Source organism: Rhizobium sp. GCM10022189 (assembly GCF_042656325.1).
GTDB lineage: Bacteria > Pseudomonadota > Alphaproteobacteria > Rhizobiales > Rhizobiaceae > Rhizobium.
This window is the reverse complement of sequence record NZ_JBHSOR010000007.1, coordinates 1-16,094: the sequence shown is the minus strand read 5'-3', so window position 1 is coordinate 16,094 and position 16,094 is coordinate 1. Positions and strand designations below refer to the sequence as shown.

Below are 16,094 nucleotides of genomic sequence, written 5' to 3'. Positions count from 1 at the left end.
TGTTGCTTGGTGGTGAGTGAGAGTGGGTGTTTCACTGCTTATCGACGGGCACGGAGGCCTTGCCGAGTTTGAGCGACGGTTCGCGCGCCCAGACTCGAAGTTTGCCGAGCTCTGATACGAAGGCAGCCAGTCCTCCTTCACCCGGCAATGGCAGCATGCCTTCATCCATGACATCGGCAATTCCCGCTTTTTCCAGTAACGGTAGCGCCGACTGGTCGTAGCCAATGAATTTGCAGTGCTGGAACGCATCGGCGACGAAATCCCGCGCAGTTGCCTCCTTGATCAGCTCATCGATGGCCGCCGCCGATGTCAGCAGCGCCACCGCATCGAAAAGCACCGAAGGCCCGCCATCAATCATGTGATGTGCCTCGACGTAGGTGCCGTCCGACGCCGTTACCCCGCCGACCTTGGGCGCGATAAGCTCGAACACAGCTTTTTCTGCGTCGACCGCTTTGGTCAGCCCCTTCAGCAGCTTGGCGTCTACGCCGTCGGTAATGAGAATGCCGAGCTTGCGACCCTCGAACCGTTTGGGACCCCGTTGAACGATGCTGAGCGCCGGCGACGGCTCCAGATCCTGACGGGTTGGCATGGCGGCATCCGCCGGTTTCGGCATGGCTTGCAGGCCAAGCTTCTGCGCCACCGTCGCGGCAAGCGTTGCGTCGATATTGAGAAGATGCGCGACCATCCTCTCACGAATGACGGGAGTTTCCACCTTGCTGAGTTCGAAGGTGAGCGCCGATGCGATATGACGTTGTTCAGGTGGCGTCTGGCTGATGTAGAACTGGCGCGCCTGACTATAGTGATCGGCGAAACTTTCCGGCCGCAACCTTGCCTTGGCGCCCTGCTCCTCGGCAGGGAAATGCCGGAATCCACGCGAGGGCGATTCCCTTGGCCCTTCCCCGAACGAATTTGGCTGATAATTCGCCCGTCCGGTCGGATTGCGCATCGCCATATGGCCATCCTGCTGGAAATGCGCGAAAGGACACTTGGGCGCATTGATGGGCAAATGCGTGAAGTTCGGCCCGCCGAGACGCTTCAGCTGCGTATCGAGATAGGAAAAATTCCTGCCCTGCAGCAGCGGATCATTGCTGAAATCGATGCCCGGCGGCACGTTCTGCGTCATGAACGCCACCTGTTCGGTCTCGGCAAAGAAGTTGTCCGGCATACGGTCGAGGACAAGCCGGCCGACCGGTTTCGGCGCCAATATCTCCTCGGGAATGATCTTGGTGGGGTCGAGAACGTCGAAATCGAAGCTGTCGGCGAAATCCTGATCAAAAAGCTGAACCTGCAGCTCCCATTCCGGAAAATTGCCGGACTGGATCGCCGCCCAAAGATCGCGCCGGTGAAAATCGGGATCGGCGCCGTTGATCTTGACCGCCTCGTTCCACGCTACAGACTGCAATCCGAGTTTCGGCTTCCAGTGAAACTTCACGAAGGTCGATTGCTCCTTCGCGTTGATGAAGCGGAAGGTGTGCACCCCAAAACCTTCCATGAACCGGAAGGAGCGCGGAATGGTCCGATCCGACATGATCCACATGACCATGTTCATGCTTTCGGGCGTGAGGCTGATGAAATCCCAGAAGGTGTCATGTGCGGTTTGCGCCTGCGGAAAGGCGCGATCAGGCTCCTGCTTGGCGGCATGGATGAGATCCGGAAACTTGATCGCATCCTGAATGAAGAAGACGGGAATGTTGTTGCCGACAAGGTCCCAGTTTCCCTCCCTGGTGTAGAGCTTCACGGCAAAACCGCGCACATCCCGCGCAAGATCGGCCGACCCTTTGTTGCCGGCGACGGTCGAGAACCGCACGAAGGCCGGGGTCTTTTCACCCGCCCGCTGGAAGAGATCAGCCTTGGTATGGGCGGCAAGGGAGTCGTAAGTCTCGAAATAGCCGTGTGCGCCGTAACCACGGGCATGAACCACACGCTCGGGGATTCTCTCGTGATCGAAATGGAAAATCTTCTCGCGGAAATGGAAATCATCCACGACAAGCGGCCCGCGAGGACCAACTCGAAGAGAATTCTGGTCGTCTGCAACCGGCCCGCCCTGCGCGGTCGTTAGCACGGGCTCGTCGCCGGCCGCAGTCTGGTGCAGTTCGCCGCCATCCCCCCGAACAAGCTTCTGGTCGTGAATGGTGGCGGTGGCGGATGATGAGGTGGAATCTGGTTTTCTGGCCATGTCAGCTCCTACAAGGCGTTGACCGGGGGCGACGGCAAAACCACGCCCCCGGATTGACGGGTGAGTTCGTCAAATTGCGGAGCGACGGTACCGGTTACGCTCCTGCTCAACGTCTTCCGGCGCAAAGGGTCTCGACGCCTCGTCGAAGCCCGTCCAGCCCTGTTCGCGATAGGCCGCGCGGCGTTCCGCAGGGTCGACCCAGCCCTGCCGCTTGAGCACGGCCTCGGCCTCCGGCACCAGATTATCTTCGACGCGGGCGGTGACCAGCGTACCGCCCCTGCGCACCCCTTCGGCGTAAAGATTGGCATCCTCTTCGGAAACGCCCGAACGGGTCATGGCTCCGATAAGCCCGCCGGCAGCGCCACCGGCAACGGCGCCGCCCGCTGCGCCGACCGCTGTTGCGGCAAGCCAGCCCGCTGCAACCACCGGCCCCACACCGGGGATCGCCATCAATCCCAGCCCCGTCAGCAGACCGCCCGCGCCACCGACAAGTGCGCCGATGCCAGCACCTGTGCCTGCGCCCTCCGCTGCGTTGGAATCGGAATCCTCTCCATGCCGCCTGTCGGCGTTGCTGCCAACGATGCTGATATCGCTTGACGGCACGCCCGCTCTTTCCAGTTCGGAAACGGCGGCACTTGCATCATCATAGTCGTCGAAAAGTCCGGTTACGGTTCTCATGTCACTTCTCCCAAAATCCTGCGCGCCTCACTTGGCGACGACGTTGCCCTGATAATCGAGCGCTATGGCCACGGTCTTGCCGCCCTTCATGCCCGATGCCATCCACACACCCTTGTCGTCTTTCGTCAGGTCCTTGACCTGCGTGTAACCGGCCTCTTCCATCCTCTGTTTGGCCTGCGCTTCAGTGAAGCTATTGGCGCCCTCCACCGGAGCCGTGGGATTATTGGCACCCGGTGTCGCGACAGCCGGCGTATCGCCACCCGGATTGGCGGTTGGCGTCTGCTGGGCGAAAGCCGACAGCGCACCGCCGCCTAAGAGCAACGCAACGAAAACAGTTTTCTTCATTTGGATTTTTCCTCCGCTAGGATCATGGATTGCGAGCCTCCCTTTCGGGAGTTTCCTCCGAGAGACGGGAAACCCATCTCGGGCCGGCATGAACGCCTCTCGAACAAACCGACATGCAGAGAGTTCCGAAAATAATTATCGGCAGGGGAGAATGCCGCCTCACATGATGATCGCCTTACCCGCGACGCCGGACGGGGCATGGTGAGGAGTAGCAGCCGTTTTATACGACGTCCTTGGCGGAAAAGCCGGCAGTGCCGGCCTGATAACGTCAGTCCTTGTCGCCCGGATATTGACTGTTCTTAAGGAGCAGAGCCAGGTGCACCGTGTTGCGCACAAGCATGCTGACCATGGCTTTAACGGCGTCCGGCGTTTCATCGAGATCGACGAAATTCTTCGAACCCATTGCTTCTCCCACCCAGTAAGCAACCGCATTTGCGGGAATAGTGAAGCCGACATCATTCAGGGCCTGGAAAAGTTCCGCCGAAACATGATGAGCACCGTCTTCATTTCCGACGACCGCCACCGCGGCGACTTTCCCATAGGAAACCATACGCCCCTGCTCGTCGGTCTCGTCCAGAAATGCATCCATGCGCTCCAGCACTCTTTTGCACACGTTCGAGGGCTGTCCGAGCCATATCGGCGTTCCAAACAGAAGAATATCGGCTGCAACGATCTTTTCACGGATGGCCGGCCAGGCGTCCCCCTCGCCTTCATCGGACGTAACGCCGGCCTTGATGTCATGATCGGCAAGCCTGATCGTCTCGGTTTGCACATCATGATCGCCGAGTTCCCGAAGGATCAATGTCAGCAGTTTTTCGGTCGACGACGGCTCTGCCGACGTGGAAGACTTGAGTGTCGCATTTAATGCGAGGACCTTGGGAGACATGATAGCTCCTTCTGTCAGCGGGCTTTGCCGCATGTTGGTGTGGGTGACTGTGTCCCGGCGACAGGAGACGGTCACCGCCGCCGCCAGCTGGCAAACCGTCTGACCTAACGCCGGGAAAGCAGTCGCGCCATGGCGTGATGCGGAGGCGGCTTCTCGCCTTCAGGCCCGTTTTCCTTTTCCAGCCGGGCGCGAATCTCCTCTATTTCGTCTTCCGTGAGATGCTCGATCCCGATAAAATCAGCGCGTGCCTGCTCCACGGCCCTCAGGAGTTCGTCCAGCTTTGCTTCCATCGCTGCAGAATCCCGGTTCTGCGAATTCTGCACGAGGAAAATCATGAGGAAGGTGACAATGGTGGTGCCCGTGTTGATGACCAGTTGCCAGACCTCCGAAAAGCCAAACAGCGGCCCGCTTGTTCCCCAGACGATGATCGTGCCGAGCGCCACGACAAACGCAGTTGGCGACCCGGAAAAGGACGCGGTACGGCTGGCAAAAAGGGTGAAGAACTTGTTCATAGCGTGCTGCACTTTACCGCTGACGCCGATTCCGACGCAAAAACGCACCTGTCGTATTGTCTAAGAACGTCGGCTCGACAACGTGCGCTGCATTTAAGTTGGCACTAACAAAGGAAAAAGCAGATGGTTCCGAGGTTAGAGGCCAGACGGAAGTGAGCAGCCTCCAACTTTGCTTATGCATTAGGACAAAGCGGGACTAAGTTCGCTTAACGCTTGTCGTTATTTCATAAGTCCAGAAACACAAAAAACCCGCTGATTTGTCGTAAGCCCACGGTGAGAGCCGACTTGCGAGGTTGATGCGAACATCGGAAGCCCCTAACGACCATGCAATCATCGCAGCCGCCCGCTGCCGATCGCCATGCAGACTTTCCTGTTTAGCTCCGCGCTCGACCAGCTCGAAAGCATCGCCGCACTCTTCGTCTCGATCACGCAACTCGCAATCGGACTTGGTGCGTTGTTCGGCGGCCTTGCCGTCAATGGTTTCGGCGTTCCGAACGCACTGTGGCACGGAGCTGCAAGCGCACTGCTGACCACGGGGCTTATCTCTTCGATCAGAAAAATCCATTGAAGCGCGAGCCTGCGGCGGTGGCCGTTGCAGGTTTCCAGATGGAAGGGACTTCAATATGATCAGGACCTGCTGAGACTGAAAGAGGAAGGCATGTTATCTGCAATAGTTACGGTGACGGACTAGCACGTATCTCAATGAACATCACCGATCCAGCCACGTCGGTGTCTATCAATCCTTTAGTCGATGCTCTACGACAACTTACGCATTCATCCCGCACTTCGATTTTTCCCTTCGTTTCAGCGCCGCAGCTCACCGTCCGTTAGGATTTTCAGCACGGCCTTTTCATCCATTGCCTGGGCATCGAACAAGGCCTTTGCGAGCGCATGGAAGGTGGGCCTGCGTCGTCTGAGGATCGTCTCTGCCCGGTCGAGCGCCGCTACTAGCCTGGCATGAACGCGAGCCGCCAGCTCGGGTTCACGGTCGAACACCGCGCCCGGATCGCGATGCGGCCGATAGAGCAGCGGATGCTCAGGTCCGAAGCCAAGGGTGCGCTCCATGTCGAAGGCGAGCCGCGTGGCCCGCGCCAGATCACTGTCGTCGGAACCACCGGAGCCGCTAGAGACACGTTTCAGCACCAGTTGCTCGGCAGCCCGCCCGGCCATCAGCATGGTCAGCATATGTTCGTACCAGTCGCGCGTGTCGGTGGCCCAGACGTGGAAGCCGACGAGATTGTAGCCGCCCTCGCCGGAATCGATATTGAGGCCGCGAACAGGTCCGAGATCAAGCGCATGATGCACGACCGCGTGACCCGCCTCGTGGAAGGCGAAGCGCCAGCGCAGATTATAAGGCACGGGCGGCCGATGACCGCGGATGCCCTCTTCGATGTCTTCATAGCGGATCGCCCGCTTGCCACGCCGCGCCTTCAACCGCGCTTCGCGGACGATGCGTTCGATATCCGCCCCCGTCAGCCCCATCGCCCGCGTGGCGAGACGCCGCAGGATCGCATCGGCGGAATTGGCGTGTTGCGCGGCTGCCGATAGTTCCGATGCGTTGGTGTTCTGCGGCTCCGTCATCGGCTGGCTCCCTTCCGTTCACTTTCTGCGTCTTCCTCCAGATAGTCGGCAACGATCTTCTTCAACGAGAATCCGTCATCGGTTTCCGACCGGACGCCCGCTACCGACCCCCGGATCAGCGCTGTCACATCGTCACCGAGATGATGGGCCAGGATTTCGGCCAGCGTCGGGATATCGGGCCTGGGGATTTCGATATGGGTCTCCAATCGTCCGGATCGCCTGATGGCCTCGTCGATATGATCGGGCCGGTTGGTGGCGCCGACGACGATCAGACCCTCGTTCTTGACAGCGCCATCGAGCAGTTCCAGCGCCTTGTTGACGACGGTATTCCAGTAATCGGCATATTCCCGCTCGGCTGGCTGCCTTTTGCCGATGCCGTCGATCTCGTCGACGAACAGGATCGCCGGCGCCATGGCCCGCGCTTCGACAAACGTCTTGCTCATCCTGTCGATCACGTCGTTGAGATGACCGCCCTGCAGCCAGGTCGAGACGGATGTGACGATCAACGGGATTTGCAGGCTGTTGCACAGCGCCCGGGCAAAGGTCGTCTTGCCGGTTCCGGGCGGACCGGACAGCAGCAGCTTGGTGCTCATCTCCGACCAAGCGAGGATGCTCGCGCGGTAGTCATCCAGATCTGCCTTGAGATCGAGCGCCCAATCCTTTGCCTTTCCGTATCCGGACAACGCTTCGATCACGACAGGGGATCTGCTGCGGATCTCGTCGACCTCGGCCGCAGGCTCCGGCTGGATCACTTCGGCGCCTGACGGCTTGTCCTTCTTCCAGCGACCGTTGCTATCAGTGTCGGACGGCTTCGACTGCTCGTGCGAGCCTTGGGGTTTCTCGGTGGATGTGCTCGACGATGCCGATCCGGATGCCTTGTCGTGGCTCCCGCCACCACTGTCCTCCTCTTCCTCGAAGTCACCGCGATTGCGCTCAATGAGCGTGGCAAGGACATGCAATACGTCCCTGATATGCCGCCCAGGACGAAACGCAAGGACCAGATCCTCGAGCGACAGCCAGCGCGCATCGGAATCCGACGGCAGGCCGAGCTTATCGATTGCTTCGTCCGGGTAAAGCACATCCACCAGATCGGCGACGAACCTCCGGTCGAGCTTTCCCGTTTCCAGCGACAGGTCGGCGGCAATCTGCAGCAACGAGGGAATGTCCGACCGTTTTTCCGCGATGGCGAGCACTGACAAGTCGCGGGACAGCGCGCTGAGCATCCGCCGGCGCAGGGCATTGCCCGTGACACGATGCACGCCCGCGCCCGAGAAGGTCATAAGAGGCCTGCGTGTCTCAGCTTCGAGGACATCGAAGTGATCGTCGTTGAACATGTGATCGGACTCGATGATTGCGAACGGGCCGCCCGGTACCAGCCGGGATTTTTCCAGGAGCCGCAAAACTTCCCGCTCGAAGCCTTCGAGTGGCGCATGGAGGGTGACGACCGGTGTCACACGGGTCAGCGTATAAACGATCTCTCGAAGCGACCGTCCGCTACTGCGCACCGCGCGGGCAAGAACCAGGGTTGCAACGATTTGACTGACCAGTGGCGAGGCCGCCGCCCGATCCACCAGGCCGACGGCGTAGGTACGCCGATCGATACTGTTGCCCAGCACTGCGTCTTGTGCGATTGCGCTACGACGCGCCCGAGGGAGGGCCACGAGTTGCGAGGCGAACGGCGGATGAATGATCCCGGCGGTCACGACACCATCGCCAGCAGAGCCAGCCGTCTGATTGCCGGTTTCCTTCGGTGGGATAAGCCAGTCACCAAAATTCCGCCGGAACCAGGTATCGTCACGGATCGGATCGCCGGTCAGTCGTGTCGTGTCAAAAGCCGGGCTGTAGCGGCAGGTGAGATGACCATCGACATCGACGATCTTACTTTCCAGAAGACCGTTGCGCAGCGCCATCTGGCGTGCCTCGCGACGGCTAAGATGACGAAGGCGGCGGATAAACAGTCGGGCGAGCTTATCCATCAATCCGACCTCCCGTCTCCGCGGCAATAATTGCCGTTTGGGCGTTCTGCACCGGATCGCGCGGACGCGTCCTACCACGTCGCCGCCCGCCAATGACACCGGGCTTCGTGATCCGCGCCAACACACGCTCGCGCGGCGAACGACGCGACGGATGCGCGTCAGCCGACGAACCGGTCGAGACAGACAGGCTCAGGTGTTCGTTCCGGGACCGATCGAGATGCCGGTTGCGGCTCCGCAGCCAGTCGAGCATCAGGCGGCATGCCGCATTGCCGCCGTCGGCGACTGCACTCAACCGCAGCATCAGAGGTTCCGGCACAAGGCCACCCAGAAGAGGACCCTGTCGAACGAAGGCGAGCGCCAACCCGATCAGAACGGCGGGATCGTCGCGATCGCTCGAACCGCGATCCAGATCATCGGATTGGATAGGAGGGATATTCGCGAGCCTGCTGCGAAGGCAGGGCGACGCAACGGTATCGGTCGTGACCGCTTCGCAACGGAAGCCGGCCACAGACGGGCTGTGGGTATCGATGGACATGAGAGTCTCCTTGCCGGAGCGCATCGCATCCGACGTTCGCGGAATGGAAAGGAATGGGGGAAGCGGGCCACGCGCTTCACGCGCGGCCGCGATCAGTGCCGTTAGGCTAGCGGCTCGTCAGTGCCGGCGCGGACGGCGGGCGAAGCCGACCCGGATGCGGACCGGTTCGGGCTCGTCGTCCTGATCGTCGAAGCAACCGAGATGGTCGTGACCGTCGTCCTCTTCATCCGCAGCCATGGCCCGCTCTTCCTCGTAAGTGCGGGCCGGACCGTTCAGAGCGATCAGCGGGTTTGCGATAATGGCAGCGGCGGGCGCCGTATCCAAGCTGGGCATTGCCACCACACCCAGCGCCTTGCGCGCCTCACCTTCCAGAAGCTGCTGCACGCGGCGGCCGAAGCGCAGACGCAGTTCCGCCATGCAGGCGGCGACACCGTCGATCTCCAGCAAATCGTCGATCTCGGACAAGGCCCAGATGCCGGTGGCATGATCGCTCGGGCGGCTGGCGCCGTCGACGATGGCAACCTCGACCGTGTCGACCATCAGACGCTTGTGGTTTTTATAGAGCCAGTCCGGCAGCACCATCGCCGAGGCCATCATCTTCAGCTTCAACTCTTCGAGACGGCTGGTATCGCCATACGACGCCAGCGACCGCTTCAGGTCGAGAATGTAGGCGGTGTGCCGGGAGCGGTTCGCGAGGATCAGGTCGGGCGTATAGCTGCCTTTGGCTGGCGCCTCGCAGTCGAGCTTCACGCCGTCAAGGGACGACCAGTCGTTCCCGGCGACGGCTTCGAGCGCCGCCTTGACCAACGGAAGCTTGAGCGACTGCGTCAAGACAACGATGTTGGGGTTGGCTTTCGCCAGACGCTCGACCGCCTGCTCGAGCAGCTTGCCTTCGCGGAACGAGACGGCGCGCACGAGCGAGGCGATATGAACGTAGTGGCCGAGGATTTCGTCGTCGACCGGTTCGCCGTCGGCGATCGCCGCAATGGCACGATCGATCAGCAGATCGAGATCAGCCTCGACCTCGGCGAAGCGAACGATATGCGGATGGCGGCGCAAGGCGGCCGGCTCGCCGATGCTGTAAGCACCGATACCGAACGAACGGTGGGAGAACATCGATGTCGCAGCGACAGTCGAACGAAGAACTTCCCCGGCAGGGGTAGAGAGAGTATGCGTGGTCATAGCCCGATTCCTTTTACGAGAAGGCTGAGGGTCAGGCCCTTGGTAGCGTTGGCGCGCTGCCTTGGGCCGTTTTGTGTCCGGTCTTCCGAACGACCCCAACCTGGCAGGACCGGGAGCTGGGCTCAAGGACCCGGAAGCACAAAAAAGAACAAAGCCGGTACAAGGTTAACGCCGGGCTCACGAAGTCCGGGCCGATGAAAGCGCCCAGTGATCGCAACGGTCGGCCTCAGCGTTTCACTCGCCATCATCAGGCACAAGGAAAAGGGCCGACATGCGGCCCTTTCGGGTTTGGCGGGAAGGCCGGTTCACCGGCCTTCATGCAACTGCATCTTAAGGCGTGACGGCGGGTGCGAGTTCAGCCTCGGCAACGCTGTCATCGGCAAGCGCCGGCACTTTGGCAAACTGCTTGCGGTTTCGCGGTGCCTCCCGGCTGACCGTCATGAAGCCGCCGGTCGCCTCCTCCAGAGCCGCGCCGAACCGGTCGATCACCTCATTCGGGACTTCGGCATCATCAGAGACCTCGTCCAACATTACCGGCTCGGCATCGTGATGATCGCCGACGCTGTCCGCCTCTGCCGGAACCGCCGGTTCGGAAGCCGGGGCAGTTGGCGCCGCGAGCGGCCATTCCGGCTTCCGCTCTTTGGACACCGCCCAGCCGAGCACCGGGAGCACATGCAGCGCAAGCCAGTCACGCATGTCTTTCGACTTCGGCCAGCCATCGACGCCACCCAATGTGTAGAGCGTGTCGTTGACCTCTGCCCAGCCGGTCTTTTTGGGGAACTTCGTTGGCTTGGTGTTGCGGCCATAATCGAGCTCCGGCTCGAGGAACAAGGCCAGGCTTTCCAGTTCCTGACGCGCGACGCGGGCGATATCCTGGATTTCCTTCGCCAGCGCCTCCTTGATCACGCGGCTTCTGCTGAGCGCAGCCTCGACCGCCTTGCAGATCATCACGACGTGCTCGATGAACGCCTTCACTCCATCGCGGATCTTGGCCGCAATCAACACTTTCAGCCCGCCAACACCGCCCATCCAGAACTGATCGTCCTTCTCGGCCTTGTCGCCACCCTCCTCACCACCGGAAAGAATGGTCTTTACGTCGACGACCTGCAGACGCCCGTTCTCCTCGGCAAAGGCAATGGCCGCCGTGATCTGGTCGGTCGTTGCCGAACTCAGATGGAACAGCGCTGTTGCCCCGACCGAGAGATCGACCAGTTCGTCGCGAACATGGCCGAGGTTGCGGAACACCGCCATATAATTGCGACCGCTGCGCGCGGAGAGGCCGCAGCGCATCTTTACCCATTTGTCGAACCGGCCGTCGGCCAGCAGGTCGGCAGCACGGCTCAAGTGGTCGCCGAGCTCGAAAGTCTGCTCGGTGGTGCGGCGCCCGAGGTCGAAGATATGGGCCGCGCTGCTTTCGAGCAGATCGCGCGTTGTGTGCCCGATCCCCTCTTCTTCATAGTTATAGGAGAAGGCGGCGGTCGCAGTGGCCTTGGCATTTCTGGTGCGCATGGAAGTCTCCGTGTGACGCGTTTACAATGTATCCGATGAACAACGCATCGGATGACTATATGATTGCGCCAATACGGATGTAATGCAAACTCAAGTAAAATAGATATTAATTATATCTTGGCTTATAACCTTTGTTTGCTCGAGGAATTCGTCGAATATATTTCAACATAAACGAAGAATTAACTAATCAACGTCGATATATACGATATTTCTAAAAATTTTTAACCTCATAATCGATCGATATTATTTCACCGCAAAACCCAGAATCCGGAGCCGGATAGCCGACCTCCCACATTCAAGGCCTTCACGAAGTAGTTTTGCCGTCACGGGAGCACGCGACGAAGTAATCACGAAGCCAGCGTCTCGCCGCCTGAGAGCGATGCTCGATTTCCACCCGAAGATGGCACGTCCCGCGCGAACAGCTCGGACATATGGACATGCGACTTCGCGGATGAACCAAACCGGAAGATTTCGGTTCGCCGCCTCATATTCCGGAATGGAGATGGTCCTGCAGGCGCAAGCGCGACGCGAAGCAGTCGGTAATTTCTGTCAGCTTGCCCAAAGGTCGTTTCAACGTGTCCGCACGTCGAGACAAATTGCGCTCATTTGATTCAAGGTCCGATATTTTTGATTCCAAACGCTGGTCATTTGATTCACGGCCGCCGTTTGTCCCTCGCCAACTTATCTCGACCTGTCTCAACGTGCCCGCAATTGATCTCAAATTGCGATCATTTGATTCAGAACCCCAAAAAAACGATTCATAAACCGGGATTTCCGATTCCATGCAAACGGCGTTGCCGCAGCGACAACGGTCTGGCATCGATAGCCTAAGACCTGACGGGGAAGAGTGCATGCCAGCAAAGTCCGAGGAGATCCGCAACAGCAAACAGCGCGAGCGGCAGCAGAAGCAGCGCGATGCCGATCGAAAGGCCAAACGCCCAGGACGCGACGATGTGGCCCGCACGGCGCTGTTCATGACAATCTCTGGCATGACGACGCGCGAGAAGACCGAAGAGCTGGAACACTTTCAGCATGTCGTCGTCTCCATGCTGGTTCGGCAGGGCTTCGACGAACACGCATCCCACGCCGTCTTCGATGAGCTTGTCGAGAAGTACCGGGATGGCGACTGGCCCTTCCGCCGCAAGCCCCATCTGCTATATCCTGACGGTGCCAACGAGGGTGACTGACCGGTTTCGTTCGACCTGCCAACTACGGTTCCAGCCCTTTGTCATCCCAACCCCGTCATGGGAACGCCCAACGGCGTTTGCAATCTCTACGACACCTCCCCCCATTACTCGGTTAATCGCCGTTTGATTCTGAATCGGATTTCCAGAGTGCTGGGAGGACAGATCATCTAAGATCAACTCATCAGCATCCGTCCGATTCGCTAAAATTCTATCGATCTGATTAAGCCCTGGTCAGCCAGGTTTTCAAATATTCCTGAATCCTGCAAGGTCACTGCATTGATTTCGCAAGGGGTATGGATAATGTCGCCGGAGGCTGAGGTGAACGCCTCGGCCGGAATGCGCACCAGCGGAAGCCCTTGCATGGCGGAAACTGGTTTTCTGATTGGCTTTTTGCTAACCGGGACAATCTTGCAAGGGAGGACTCCTGGCGCGCTCGTGACACCGATGATCGAGTGACGTACCGATTTTTACAGAGGCTCTGGCCGGTGCGGACCGTCCTGCAGAGCATTGCCCAGCCTGTGTCACCTTATCCGTGTGGTGGCTTTACAGGCACAAAGAGATGGGATCGAGGGCGAACGGACGCCTGAGGGATCCAGAGTGGTGAGCGCATTCCTTCAACTCCACCCTGGATACGAAGGATCCGAACGTGCCCAACATCATCTACCTCCCGTCCGCACTCGGTGCGATCAAGACCCACCACCTCCACGACGTCGATAACGACACCAAATCCCGGCTGTATTCCGGCACAGTAGCCATGGCCTCCATCACGGGCACATCGATGTCCCGCGTCCGGGATGCCGTGCGGCTCGTCCGTCATGGCGCAGTCTGGGTAGACCGCCGCCGTGCTCCCGCGGTCACAAAGACAAGCGAAGACGAGATCGAGAGCACCTTGCGATTGCTGGGCTATGTAGGAGAATGGCACGACATCAAAGGTCGCCCGACCCTTGCGGCATACCTCAAAGCCCGCACGGGCATCCAGCAAAGCCACCCTTGCGTCGTGTTTATGAGAAACCACCGCGTCGCGATCAGTGGCGAGCTGTTTTGCGATGTGACCAATAACGGCCTGATGGTCGATATCGACCGCGCACCCTGGCGGCGCAAGCGAGTGCACCGTGTGTTCGTCCTCACCCACCGCATCCCCGCGACGCCCATCCCGTCGAAGACCCCGTCCCCCGCCCAGCCGGCGCACCTGACGGCCGAACAGAAACGCCGGATCAAGGAACTGGACCGACTGTTTCGCGAAGCCGTCAAGGCAGAGACGGGCGCGACGCGGGTCAAGGTGACCTCCACCGAAGTCTTCATTATCCGCCCCGCCGATACCGGCTGGACGTGGTGCGGCGCGCGCGATGGCGTCGTCGACAGCCTTCTCAAGCTTCAGCAGCATGGCTGGATTGGCGGCAACACCGATGAGGCTGCGACCTACCGCGCCACGATGGGTTACTGACCAGCGCTCAAGAATAGCACTTCATCGGCGGCAATAATTGCCGCCGGCACCCCACACATGCCGGGCCATGATGACCCGGCATCGCAGCGGGGCTCTCAAGTCCCCCGCCGCCGGTTACCATGTCCATAATTTTATCTCGATACGAGAGATCCGATGACCAAGACTGTGTTGTTCTATGCCCGCTACTCCACCGACCGCCAGAACGAAGTATCGATCGAAACGCAGATCGAACTCGGCAAAACGTTTGTCGCCGACAGGGGCTGGAAGCTGGTCGAGACCTATGCCGACTCCGCGATCAGCGGAACCTCCTTCACATCGCGTCCCGGCATCCAGCAGCTTCTAGCGCATGTAAAGCGCGAGCGGATCGATGTCGTGCTCTGTGTCACCGTCGACCGACTGTCGCGCGACGTCGAGCACAGCTCAAAAATCCTCAAGGAACTCAACTACCACGACACGGCGATCTGGACGGTTCAGGCCGGCCAGGAGATCAGTCATATCGAGCTGCATATGCGCTCCACACTCAGCCATGAACTGGTCGAGCAGATCCGCTACCGCACGAGAGAAGGCATGAAGACAGCGGCGCGCAAGGGCGTCGCAACCACACGCCTCTCTTATGGCTACCGGCTCGGTCAGCAGCGCGACGCCAACGGCGACCGCATCAAGGGCCTGCGCGAGATCGAACCTGCCCAGGCAGAGATCGTACGCTGGATCTTTGAACAATATGCAAATGGGGTCAGCCCGGCAGCAATCGCCCAGAGCCTCAATGCGCGGCGCGTTCCGGCGCCGCAAGAAGAGTACTGGCGCGATGACACCATCCGCGGTGATGGCAAACGCCAGACCGGCATTCTTCACAACGAACTCTATGTCGGCCGGATCGTCTGGAACAAGCAGAACTACCGCAAGAACCCCGAGACCGAACGCCGCATCGCGCGCCTAAACGACAAAAGCGAATGGGTCGTGACGGAAGTGCCGTCCATGCGCATCATCAGCGATGAACTCTGGGCGCGGGTGAAGGAACGGCAACTGACGACGCTGGAGAACTTTTCCCGGACAACCACCAATCGGCTGAACAGGACGCACCGGCCGAGCTACCTGCTGAGCGGCATGCTGGAATGCGCCGAGTGCGGCGGATCCTACGCCATCATGGCCAAGGAACGCTACGGCTGCTCCAACCACAAGAACAAGCTGCCGATCGACGGGCTCGACGGCGCCTGCTGTACGAACCAGAAGACCATTCTCCGCAAGAACCTGGAGGACCGGGTTCTGTCCTGCCTGCCTGCCGCATTCTTCGGCATGGGTGTATTCGACGATGTCGCCGGACAGGCGCGCCAGAACCTTGCAGCCTCGATGAAGAAGGAACCGGACGAGCGCCAGCGCATTTCCGGGGAATTGAAAGCCGCCGAACAGGAACAGCGCCAGATCATCCAGCAGATCAGCGATCGTGCGGCCGAAGGTCGCCCGCGTCTGGCTGCCCTCGACGACATGCTCGACACGCTTGAGGAACGCCGTGCCGGCCTCGAGGCGCGCCTGAAGCAGGCGCCGGCGCAAGAAGATTTCGGGGAGAAGATCAGGAAGCTAAAAGCCGAAGTCAGCCCTGAGGCCGTAGAGCTGGTCATCAACTCTGCCTTCTATTACATGCGCGAGCACGCCGACACGGAAACGAAGCAGCCGTTCATCAATATCGTGCGCCAGTTCATCCAGAAGGTCGTGATCGGCAAGACCCCGGGCCACCAGCCGGCATCACTCGAAGTCCACGGCCGCATCGCCTCTATCCTGGCTGCGATGGAAGCCGCGACAATTCTGGAGAAGCAGTTCGAGGCGCTGAAGCAGCACGACTATCTGGAGCGACTCCGCGCCGGTGAACTCGACACGAAGCAGAAACGCAAAAAGCTCCTCGACGCTTACGCGGAGGAGCTTTCTGTGAAGCGACTTGAATGGGCAAATATTCAAGTCTCAGTGGTTGCGGGGGCAGGATTTGAACCTGCGGCCTTCAGGTTATGAGCCTGACGAGCTACCGGGCTGCTCCACCCCGCGTTACCAGGTTTTTGCCGACTGGCAAAATACCGATTGCGCAAATCCCAAG

At 59.9% G+C, this 16,094-nt stretch carries 15 protein-coding genes, 1 tRNA gene and 1 pseudogene; 4 read left to right on the top strand and 13 right to left on the bottom strand.

Translation table 11 applies throughout. The features are described from left to right. Positions 1 to 31: 31 nt before the first annotated feature. The 5 genes from catE to ACFPWW_RS07465 form a co-directional block, all read right to left on the bottom strand. Positions 32 to 2,176 (bottom strand): catalase C, encoded by a 2,145-nt coding sequence (gene catE, locus ACFPWW_RS07485; protein ID WP_377311259.1) that lies wholly within the window; start codon positions 2,174 to 2,176, stop codon positions 32 to 34. A 69-nt stretch (positions 2,177 to 2,245) separates the two neighbouring features. Continuing rightward, on the bottom strand, positions 2,246 to 2,854 hold the full coding sequence (locus ACFPWW_RS07480; RefSeq protein ID WP_065656238.1) for a general stress protein: 609 nt from the start codon (positions 2,852 to 2,854) through the stop codon (positions 2,246 to 2,248). A 27-nt stretch (positions 2,855 to 2,881) separates the two neighbouring features. Further along, positions 2,882 to 3,199: a PepSY domain-containing protein gene (locus ACFPWW_RS07475; protein ID WP_377311258.1), complete on the bottom strand. Its 318-nt coding sequence runs from the start codon at positions 3,197 to 3,199 to the stop codon at positions 2,882 to 2,884. Between the two features lie 268 nt (positions 3,200 to 3,467). After that, positions 3,468 to 4,085 (bottom strand): flavodoxin family protein, encoded by a 618-nt coding sequence (locus ACFPWW_RS07470; RefSeq protein WP_377311257.1) that lies wholly within the window; start codon positions 4,083 to 4,085, stop codon positions 3,468 to 3,470. A gap of 104 nt (positions 4,086 to 4,189) precedes the next feature. Beyond that, positions 4,190 to 4,597, bottom strand: a complete 408-nt coding sequence (locus ACFPWW_RS07465; protein ID WP_377311256.1) for a low affinity iron permease family protein — start codon at positions 4,595 to 4,597, stop codon at positions 4,190 to 4,192. Positions 4,598 to 4,955: 358 nt separating this feature from the next. Here ACFPWW_RS07465 and ACFPWW_RS07460 point away from each other — a divergent pair, with 358 nt between their 5' ends. After that, entirely contained in the window at positions 4,956 to 5,165 is a 210-nt protein-coding gene (locus ACFPWW_RS07460; protein WP_377311255.1) for a hypothetical protein, read from the top strand. Positions 5,166 to 5,401: 236 nt separating this feature from the next. Here the strand turns inward: ACFPWW_RS07460 and ACFPWW_RS07455 are convergent, their stop codons facing one another. From ACFPWW_RS07455 to ACFPWW_RS07435, 5 genes are all read right to left on the bottom strand, one after another. Continuing rightward, positions 5,402 to 6,178 carry an ATP-dependent Zn protease gene (locus ACFPWW_RS07455; RefSeq protein WP_377311254.1) on the bottom strand — a complete coding sequence of 259 codons (777 nt, stop codon included), beginning with the start codon at positions 6,176 to 6,178 and terminating at the stop codon, positions 5,402 to 5,404. Then, on the bottom strand, positions 6,175 to 8,154 hold the full coding sequence (locus ACFPWW_RS07450; protein ID WP_377311253.1) for an AAA family ATPase: 1,980 nt from the start codon (positions 8,152 to 8,154) through the stop codon (positions 6,175 to 6,177). Before ACFPWW_RS07450 ends, ACFPWW_RS07455 begins: the two co-directional genes overlap by 4 nt. Further along, on the bottom strand, positions 8,147 to 8,689 hold the full coding sequence (locus ACFPWW_RS07445) for a hypothetical protein (protein ID WP_377311252.1): 543 nt from the start codon (positions 8,687 to 8,689) through the stop codon (positions 8,147 to 8,149). Before ACFPWW_RS07445 ends, ACFPWW_RS07450 begins: the two co-directional genes overlap by 8 nt. A gap of 117 nt (positions 8,690 to 8,806) precedes the next feature. Next, a complete protein-coding gene (locus tag ACFPWW_RS07440; RefSeq protein WP_377311251.1) occupies positions 8,807 to 9,871 on the bottom strand; it encodes a hypothetical protein in 1,065 nt (354 codons plus the stop codon). 330 nt (positions 9,872 to 10,201) lie between these two features. Next, the gene (locus ACFPWW_RS07435; RefSeq protein ID WP_377311250.1) at positions 10,202 to 11,380 is read right to left on the bottom strand and encodes a hypothetical protein; all 1,179 of its coding nucleotides are present in this window, start codon (positions 11,378 to 11,380) and stop codon (positions 10,202 to 10,204) included. 851 nt (positions 11,381 to 12,231) lie between these two features. Between ACFPWW_RS07435 and ACFPWW_RS07430 the strand changes: the two genes are divergently transcribed. The 3 genes and pseudogenes from ACFPWW_RS07430 to ACFPWW_RS07420 all read left to right on the top strand — a co-directional run. Then, the gene (locus ACFPWW_RS07430; RefSeq protein WP_377311249.1) at positions 12,232 to 12,567 is read left to right on the top strand and encodes a hypothetical protein; all 336 of its coding nucleotides are present in this window, start codon (positions 12,232 to 12,234) and stop codon (positions 12,565 to 12,567) included. Positions 12,568 to 13,213: 646 nt separating this feature from the next. Further along, complete coding sequence (locus ACFPWW_RS07425) at positions 13,214 to 14,011, top strand: hypothetical protein (protein ID WP_377311248.1); 798 nt, start codon at positions 13,214 to 13,216, stop codon at positions 14,009 to 14,011. A 153-nt stretch (positions 14,012 to 14,164) separates the two neighbouring features. Then, positions 14,165 to 14,971: pseudogene (locus ACFPWW_RS07420) on the top strand (recombinase family protein); the annotation flags it as partial. Here the strand turns inward: ACFPWW_RS07420 and ACFPWW_RS07415 are convergent. The 3 genes from ACFPWW_RS07415 to ACFPWW_RS07405 all read right to left on the bottom strand — a co-directional run bounded on the left by ACFPWW_RS07415 (position 14,945) and on the right by ACFPWW_RS07405 (position 16,045). Further along, the gene (locus ACFPWW_RS07415) at positions 14,945 to 15,559 is read right to left on the bottom strand and encodes a hypothetical protein (protein ID WP_377311247.1); all 615 of its coding nucleotides are present in this window, start codon (positions 15,557 to 15,559) and stop codon (positions 14,945 to 14,947) included. The pseudogene ACFPWW_RS07420 and the gene ACFPWW_RS07415 overlap by 27 nt on opposite strands. 27 nt (positions 15,560 to 15,586) lie before the next feature. Next, complete coding sequence (locus ACFPWW_RS07410) at positions 15,587 to 15,742, bottom strand: hypothetical protein (RefSeq protein ID WP_377311246.1); 156 nt, start codon at positions 15,740 to 15,742, stop codon at positions 15,587 to 15,589. Between the two features lie 226 nt (positions 15,743 to 15,968). Then, positions 15,969 to 16,045 (bottom strand) — tRNA-Met (locus ACFPWW_RS07405). Positions 16,046 to 16,094: the final 49 nt, after the last annotated feature.